Source organism: Pyxidicoccus trucidator, assembly GCF_010894435.1.
Lineage (GTDB): Bacteria > Myxococcota > Myxococcia > Myxococcales > Myxococcaceae > Myxococcus > Myxococcus trucidator.
Window position 1 is genome coordinate 1 of record NZ_JAAIXZ010000120.1, and the last position, 388, is coordinate 388.

At 67.5% G+C, this 388-nt stretch carries 1 pseudogene; it reads left to right on the plus strand.

Annotated elements, in window-relative coordinates:
• Nucleotides 1–337: pseudogene (locus G4D85_RS48690) on the plus strand (glycoside hydrolase family 16 protein); the annotation flags it as partial.
• Nucleotides 338–388: the final 51 nt, after the last annotated feature.

The window sequence follows — 388 nt, forward strand, 5'->3', positions numbered from 1 at the left end:
CTCGGGCAGTTACCACCTGTCGCACTGGACCAACGCGACGCCCTTCGAGGTGTGGACCTTTCAGGCCGTGTCGGGGCTGGCGTCGGGCAACTACAAGGTCCGTGCGTGGGTTCGCAAGGGGGGCTCGTTCGAGCTGGCGCGCATCCAGGCGAAGACGTGCGGCTCCTGCGCACCGGCCTTCACGGAGCTGGGGACGTATGGCGCGTGGACGCTGGTGGAGTCTCCCGCCATCTCCGTCACCGGCGGCTACCTGGAGCTGGGGTTCCACACCCGGGCGACCACGGGCAACGGCGCCAACTTCATCCACATGGATGATGTGGAGCTGGTGCGCCTGTAGCCAATGACTGAGGGGTGGAGCGCGAGTCCGGCTCCACCCCCAGCTGCTGCT